General features: G+C 71.7%; 7 protein-coding genes. 3 read left to right on the top strand and 4 right to left on the bottom strand.

Going from position 1 to position 6,379, the window contains the following annotated elements; genetic code table 11:
• The coding region (locus IL992_RS49155) for a Clp protease N-terminal domain-containing protein (protein ID WP_139578418.1) at nucleotides 1–125 on the bottom strand (125 nt) is incomplete at its 3' end.
• A 106-nt stretch (nucleotides 126–231) separates the two neighbouring features.
• Between IL992_RS49155 and IL992_RS39825 the strand changes: the two genes are divergently transcribed.
• Nucleotides 232–843 carry a TetR/AcrR family transcriptional regulator gene (locus IL992_RS39825; protein WP_193208473.1) on the top strand — a complete coding sequence of 204 codons (612 nt, stop codon included), beginning with the start codon at nucleotides 232–234 and terminating at the stop codon, nucleotides 841–843.
• 174 nt (nucleotides 844–1,017) lie between these two features.
• Complete coding sequence (pdhA, locus tag IL992_RS39820) at nucleotides 1,018–2,103, top strand: pyruvate dehydrogenase (acetyl-transferring) E1 component subunit alpha (RefSeq protein WP_319019122.1); 1,086 nt, start codon at nucleotides 1,018–1,020, stop codon at nucleotides 2,101–2,103.
• 113 nt (nucleotides 2,104–2,216) lie between these two features.
• On the opposite strand, the gene IL992_RS39815 is transcribed toward pdhA, so the two are convergent.
• Complete coding sequence (locus IL992_RS39815) at nucleotides 2,217–2,930, bottom strand: TetR/AcrR family transcriptional regulator (protein ID WP_193208471.1); 714 nt, start codon at nucleotides 2,928–2,930, stop codon at nucleotides 2,217–2,219.
• A gap of 84 nt (nucleotides 2,931–3,014) precedes the next feature.
• On the opposite strand from IL992_RS39815, the gene IL992_RS39810 reads away from it, so the two are divergent.
• Nucleotides 3,015–3,857, top strand: coding sequence for an alpha/beta fold hydrolase (locus IL992_RS39810; protein WP_226874646.1), 843 nt, complete (start codon nucleotides 3,015–3,017; stop codon nucleotides 3,855–3,857).
• Here IL992_RS39810 and IL992_RS39805 read toward each other — a convergent pair.
• Together IL992_RS39805 and IL992_RS39800 are read right to left on the bottom strand one after the other, a co-directional pair.
• Nucleotides 3,854–4,594: a YqjF family protein gene (locus IL992_RS39805; protein WP_193208470.1), complete on the bottom strand. Its 741-nt coding sequence runs from the start codon at nucleotides 4,592–4,594 to the stop codon at nucleotides 3,854–3,856. The genes IL992_RS39810 and IL992_RS39805 overlap by 4 nt on opposite strands.
• Before the next feature lie 9 nt (nucleotides 4,595–4,603).
• A complete protein-coding gene (locus IL992_RS39800; protein ID WP_193208469.1) occupies nucleotides 4,604–6,265 on the bottom strand; it encodes a GMC oxidoreductase in 1,662 nt (553 codons plus the stop codon).
• Nucleotides 6,266–6,379: the final 114 nt, after the last annotated feature.

The raw sequence follows: 6,379 nt of genomic DNA, 5'->3' as shown, positions 1-6,379 counted from the left end.
TCACCCTCATGGATCAAACCAAGAAGAATGTGCTCAGTACCGATGTAGTTGTGGTTGAGCATCCGAGCCTCTTCCTGGGCCAGGACGACAACCCGCCGCGCACGGTCGGTGAACCTCTCGAACATCTGCACTCCTCGCTGCGGCGTGACCTACAATCGGAGTCTCCACTTCGGTTACAGGCTATGAACCGGCGAATGCGGATGTCAATCGAGGCGTGGGGAGAGCCGAGGAATGCCGAACGACCAGCGCGTTCCCGAGCCGGACGCCTCCGGAGGGCCGGCCAGGACGCTGCGCGCCGACGCCCAGCGCAACCGTACGCGCATCCTGCAGGCCGCCGAAGCCGTCTTCGCGGCCAAGGGCCCCTCCGCCTCGACCGAGGAGATCGCCCAGAAGGCCGGAGTCGGCATCGGGACCGTCTTCCGGCACTTCCCTACGAAAGAGTCCCTGCTCAAGGCCATCATGCACGCGGTCGCGGTCAGGCTGACCGAGGAGACCCGGGCGCTCGCGACCGAGGGCGACCCCGCCACCGCCTTCTTCACCTTCTTCACCCGCACCGTCGAGCAGGCCGCGGAGAAGAAGACCGTCGTCGACCTGCTCGCCGAGGCCGGCATCCCGGTCACCGTCGCCAAGCCGGTCCTCGCCCTGCGTGAGGCCGTCGAGGTGCTCGTCGCCAAGGCCCAGCAGGCCGGGGCCGTACGTTCCGACGTCCGGGTGCCGGAGGTCATGGCCCTGTTGATCGGCGTGTGCCAGGCGTCCCTGCACACCCGGTGGGAACCCGATCTGCGGGCCCGTACGCTCGCGATCGTCTTCGCGGGACTGCGCCCCGCCGCCGCGACCGGCTGACCGCGGTCACGGGGCGGTCACACAAACTCACAGCTCATCGGCGTGGCGGGCACGTCGTGTGAACCCTCGCGCCGCACAGCCGCAATGATTGGCTGCGCACGGTGCCGACGACCCGTCGACGATGAGGGGTCCGGCGCGCCGGGCAGCGGTCACCGTGGTCAGAGAGGAGACGACGTGCGGCGCCAGGACGAGGCCGAAGATCTGGTCCAGTTGCTCACGCCCGAAGGCGAGCGTGTCGCGCACCCCGAGTACGACCTGGACCTGTCGAAGAGCCAGTATCGGGGGCTGTATCGCGACATGGCGCTGGTGCGGCGGATCGACCGGGAGGCCTTCGCCCTCCAGCGCCTCGGCGAGCTCGGGATGTGGATCCCCTGCCTGGGGCAGGAGGCCGCCCAGATCGGCTCGGGCCGGGCGCTGGCTCCGGACGACCACGTGTTCCCCTCCTATCGGGAGCACGGCGTCGCCTGGTGCCGGGGCATCGCTCCCCTCACGCTCATGGGCATGCTGCGCGGCACCACGAACGGCGGCTGGGACCCCCGGGAGACCCGTTTCCACCTCTACACGATCGTCCTCGGCGCGCAGACGCTGCACGCCGTGGGGTACGCCATGGGGGTCCGCAGGGACGGCGACGACTCGGCCGTCGTGGCCTACTTCGGCGACGGCGCGGCGAGCGAGGGGGACGTCAGCGAGGCGTTCAACTTCGCGGCCGTGTTCGACGCGCCGGTGGTGTTCTTCTGCCAGAACAACCAGTGGGCCATCTCCCACCCCGTCGGGCGGCAGAGCCGGGGGCCGATCCACCGGCGCGCGCAGGGCTTCGGCTTCCCCGGCGTACGGGTGGACGGCAACGACGTGCTGGCCTGCCTCGCCGTGACGAGGGCCGCGCTGCGGCACGTACGCTCCGGGGGCGGGCCGTTCCTCATCGAGGCGCACACCTACCGGATGGGCCCCCACACCACCTCCGACGACCCGGGCCGTTACCGGCCGGCCGAGGAGGTGGACGCGTGGCGGAAGAAGGACCCGATCGCGCGCATGCGGTCGTACCTGCTGCGGGAGGGCATGGCCGACGAGGCGTTCTTCGCCGAGGTCGACGAGGAGGGCGACCGCATGGCCCTCGAACTGCGCAACGGGGTCATCGCCATGCCGGACCCGCCGGTGGACGCGATGTTCGACCACGTCTACGCCGACCGCCACGCGCTGGTGGAGGAGGAGCGCGCCTGGTACGCCGCCTACCTCGACCGCTTCGAGGAGCCCGGCGCCTGACGCCCCCGGTGACTTCGGGACTGGTGTTTTCAGGACTGCTGTTTTCGGAGTGGCGCCTCCGGGTCGCCCGTCTCGCGACTCGTACGCGTCGGGGGCTCCCGGCCGGAAGGGCCTCAGCCCGCGCGGTGGGCGGCCAGGCCGTCCAGAAGGCACAGCAGGCCGAACTCGAAGCGCCGCTCGCTCTCGCGTTCCACGTCGAGGTCGCCGGCGGCGGCCATCCGGCGGCCCAGCATCGGGTATCGCCCGGTGACCTCGCGCAGGTAGCCGTCGGCCCGTTCGCTCCAGTCGGCTCCGCTCGCACTCATGCGCGCCAGCGTGTCCCGCCAGGCGACCTCGGCGATGACCGCGCCGACCACGTGGTCGTTGACCGCCGCCATCGCGGCGTCGAGGTCCGCGTCGGCGAACCCGGCCCGGGCCAGCAGCCGCAGACCGGTCTCGGCCAGCGCCAGAGCGTTCGGCCCGAGGTTCGGCCGGACGGTCAGCTCCGACAACGCCCATGGATGCCGCAGCAGCATCGCCCGGTTGCTGCGGGCCAGCGCGGCCAGCGCCCGCCGCCAGTCCGGCTCGTCCGGATCGGCGCTCACCTCCCCCAGCACCCGGTCGAGTGCCAGTTCCAGCAGGTCGTCCTTCGTGCGCACGTACCAGTACAGCGATCCGGCGGTCACCCCGAGATCGGCGGCGATGCGGCGCATCGACAGCCCACGGTGCCCGTCGGCGTCGAGGACGACGACGGCCGCGTCGACGATCTGGTCACGGGTGAGCTGACGGTCGCGCGGAGGCCGTTGGGGCCGCAGCCAGACCGACCCGTCCTGAACATCTGAGGACACGAGCCAACGCTATAGGAGTTGACGATCGGCGTTCATCGGTCTTATACAGCGTTCAAGGCATCGAACGTCGTTTAGGGAGCGCCGATGACTCTCGCACCCGTGTTCCGCGCCAACGGGCCGCTGCCGGGCGAGATGCACGTGACCGCGCTGGGCACGGACACCGGCGCATCGCCGGTGATCTTCGTGCACGGCTCCACCAGCTGGGGGGACGATCCGGAGTACGGGTTCGCCGCGCAGGCTCCGCTGGCCGCCCGTTTCCGGCTGCTGCTCGTCGACCGGCGCGGGTACGGCGGCAGCCCCGACGCCGGAGAACGGTTCGCCGGCGACTACCTGGCCGACGCCGACGACATCGGTGAACTGCTCGGCGAGGGCGCGCACCTGGTCGGCCACTCCTACGGCGCGGTAGGGGTCATGATCGCCGCGGCTCGACGGCCCGAGGCGGTCCGGTCGCTCACCCTCATCGAACCCGGCTGCTACCAGGCGGCGGCCGACCACCCGGCGGTGGCCGCCGCGCTGCGCGCCAACCGCGCCGCCTACGCGGACCTCCCCGAGCTGACGCCCGAGCAGTGGCTGCGGGCCGCCGCCGACTCGGCCGGCATGCCACCGCTGGAGGCGACCGAGCGCCGGCTCCGCGCGGCCGCCACCGTCCTGCGCGAACGTGTGTGCTGGGAGGCCGGGATCCCGCTCCCCGCCCTGCGGGCGGCCGGGTTCCCCAAGCTGGTCGTCTCCGGCACCTGGGAGAGCGGCCCCGAGCCCTATCGCGAGCGCGGCGGTGTCCCCCTCGTCGCGTGCGCGCGGGTCACCGCCGAACGGATCGGCGCACGCCACGTGTCGATCCCCGGCGCCGGCCACTATCCCCATGTGGAAGCGCCGGAGAGACTGAACGAGGTGCTCGCCGCTTTCTGGGACGAGGCCGCGGCCGTCTAATCGGGGACCGGGTGCGGCATGCCGATCCGTACGAGTACGCCAGGAGACGCGTGCACGAGCGGATTGTGGTCGGGCGGGTTCTGGTCGGGCGCGGGCAGGCCGGCCGCCTCGAGCAGTCCCTGCTCCAGCCCGGCGAGCCGGGCACGGTGCAGGGGCCAGCGTGGGTGTTCCACCTCCGCCGTCGCCAGGCGGCCCGCGACGACGGTGAACAGCCGGTAGCGCTCGACCAGGAAGTCCGCGAGGCCGTCCCGTTCGGCCTCGGTCAGCCGAGCGCCGAGGTCGACGTCCGCGTCGCAGCGTGCCCCGGAGGGCCCCGGCCACCGGCGACGGCAGCGGTAGCGGCGCCGCGCCCCCTCGCCGGTCACGGACATGTCCGACCAGTAGTACGGCAGCCGATACGTGGCCCGGGCGCCGAGCACGGCGGGCAGTCTCCCGGCGTCCAGCGACAGGAACCACAGGCCGCCCCTCCCCCGGCGGTCCCTGACGTACGTGCGCACGTTGGTCTCGGGGAAGCGCGACAGCCACGGCAACGGCGGCAGGCCGGGCGCCCGCACGTCCCGCATCAGGAACGGCGTGAGCCCGACGTACGCGGACCCCTCGTAGGTGTCCACCGTGAGCCCGTCCGGCAGGAACGCCTGCACGAGTTCGGGCGGATACCTCCAGTGGATGAACGTGATGTCGGCCCAGCGGTGGTACATCACCGGACGCTCGACCCGACCCGACGGCATGGAGATCATGCCGGGCCTCTACCCAGGACGCTGGAGGTCGGTCGCGATGATCTTGTCGAGGTTGCGTTCGGCGAGCGCGGTGATCGTGACGAACGGGTTGACGCCCGTGCTGCCGGGGATCAGCGAGCCGTCCACGACGTACAGGCCTGGATAGCCGGGCAGGCGGCCGTACGCGTCGGTGGCCTGGCCGAGCACGCAGCCGCCGAGCGGGTGGTAGGTCAGGTCGTCGCCCCACACCTTGCCGACGCCGAACAGGTCGGACCGGTAGACCGTCCCCTCCTTCCTGTTGACGGCGTCGAAGACGGTCCTGGCCGCCTCGACGGACGGGCGGTTCTGGGCGGTCTGCCAGGTCAGGCCGACGGCGCCGGTGGTCTGGTCGAACGCGAAGCGGCCCCGGTTCGGGTTCTTGGTGATCGCGAGATACAGGCTGATCCACAGCTCGACCCCGGCCGGGAACGGCGCGATCTCCGCGAACACCGGTGCGCTCGACGCCCAGTTGTCGATGCCGACGACCGGCATGCCCGACTGCAGGGCGCCGGTGGGGTTCCACACGTGGCCGGCCCTGGCGACCATCACGTTGCCGTTGTTGCCCCAGCCCCGGCCGACGGCGTCGGGCAGGTCGGGCAGCCTGCCCAGGGCCTTCATCGCGACGAGCAACTTGCTCGTGCCGACGCTCCCGGCCGCGAAGAACACCAGGTCCGCGACCACCGACTTGGTGGCGACCGTCGCGCCGGAGGTGTCGGTCTGCACCATCTCCACCCGGTATCCGCGACCGGCCGCGGGGGCGACCCCGGTGACCGTGTGCAACGGGCTGATGGTGAGCCTGCCGGTGGCCGCGGCCGCGGCCAGATAGGTCTTGTCGAGGGACCGCTTCCCGTGGTTGTTGCCGTAGATGACCTCGCTCGCCAGCGCGGAGCGCGGCACCCGGTTCGCCTGCTCCTGCTCCATGTATGCGAAGTCGTAGACGTTCGGCACGAACGTGGTGGCGAAGCCGGCGCGGCGCGCGGCGTCGCGGCCGGCCCGCGCGAACCGGTAGCACTCGGCGGACTCGAACCAGACGGGATCGACCTCGTTCACGCCGAGTCCGGCGTTGGCGCGCGGGAAGTACGTCCGGTACATCTCGTCGGCGTCGACGTCGGGCAGGATCTCCTCGAAGTAGGCGCGCCTGGGGACGACGGCCATGCCGCCGTTGACGAGCGACCCGCCGCCGACGCCACGCCCCTGGTACACCCGGACGCCGGGGAAGTCCTCCGCGTCGAGCACGCCGGTGTACCTGTCGATGCCCCGGTCGACCGGCAGCCCCAGGAGATGGCCCACGGGCTGGGCCGTCCTCGTCCGCAGCCAGTAGGCGCGCCCGTCCGGGTTCAGCATGTCGCAGAAGACCCGGCCGTCGGCTCTGGGGGTGGTCCAGGCGCGGCCCATCTCCACGATGTGGGTGTCCACTCCGGCCCGCGTGAGCCGGAGCGCGGCCACGGCACCGCCGTATCCGCTGCCGATGACGAGCGCGGGCACGCGGTCGCCGTCGGCGAGCGCGCGGTGCGGCGCCGCCGCGGCGGCCGTCCAGCGGCCCGGCGCAGCGAGCGCCCCGACAGTGAAACCTGTTACAGCGAGGAAGCCGCGGCGCGTCAGCCCCGGCCGTAATCCTGACCGAAAAGCGGATTTCACTACGGATGCACCCATGCGACGCTCCTCGCCCGGGCAAAACAAGAACCTGTTACATTCAGGTGTACGCCCCCGGAGCCCGTCTGCCAAGGCCGCGAGCGCCCCTTCCGTGTCGGTGCGCGACGCTACGAT

Source organism: Microbispora sitophila, assembly GCF_014892245.1.
Lineage (GTDB): Bacteria > Actinomycetota > Actinomycetes > Streptosporangiales > Streptosporangiaceae > Microbispora > Microbispora siamensis.
The sequence above is the reverse complement of the archived record's forward strand: the minus strand, read 5'-3'. Positions and strand labels throughout refer to the sequence as shown.

What these genes read in the sequence shown, in the direction of transcription:
- IL992_RS39825 (WP_193208473.1), top strand. Translation starts at nt 232, where the DNA reads ATGCCGAACGACCAGCGCGTTCCCGAGCCGGACGCCTCCGGAGGGCCG.
- IL992_RS39810 (WP_226874646.1), top strand. Translation starts at nt 3,015, where the DNA reads ATGACTCTCGCACCCGTGTTCCGCGCCAACGGGCCGCTGCCGGGCGAG.
- IL992_RS39805 (WP_193208470.1), bottom strand. Translation starts at nt 4,594, where the DNA reads ATGATCTCCATGCCGTCGGGTCGGGTCGAGCGTCCGGTGATGTACCAC.
- IL992_RS39800 (WP_193208469.1), bottom strand. Translation starts at nt 6,265, where the DNA reads ATGGGTGCATCCGTAGTGAAATCCGCTTTTCGGTCAGGATTACGGCCG.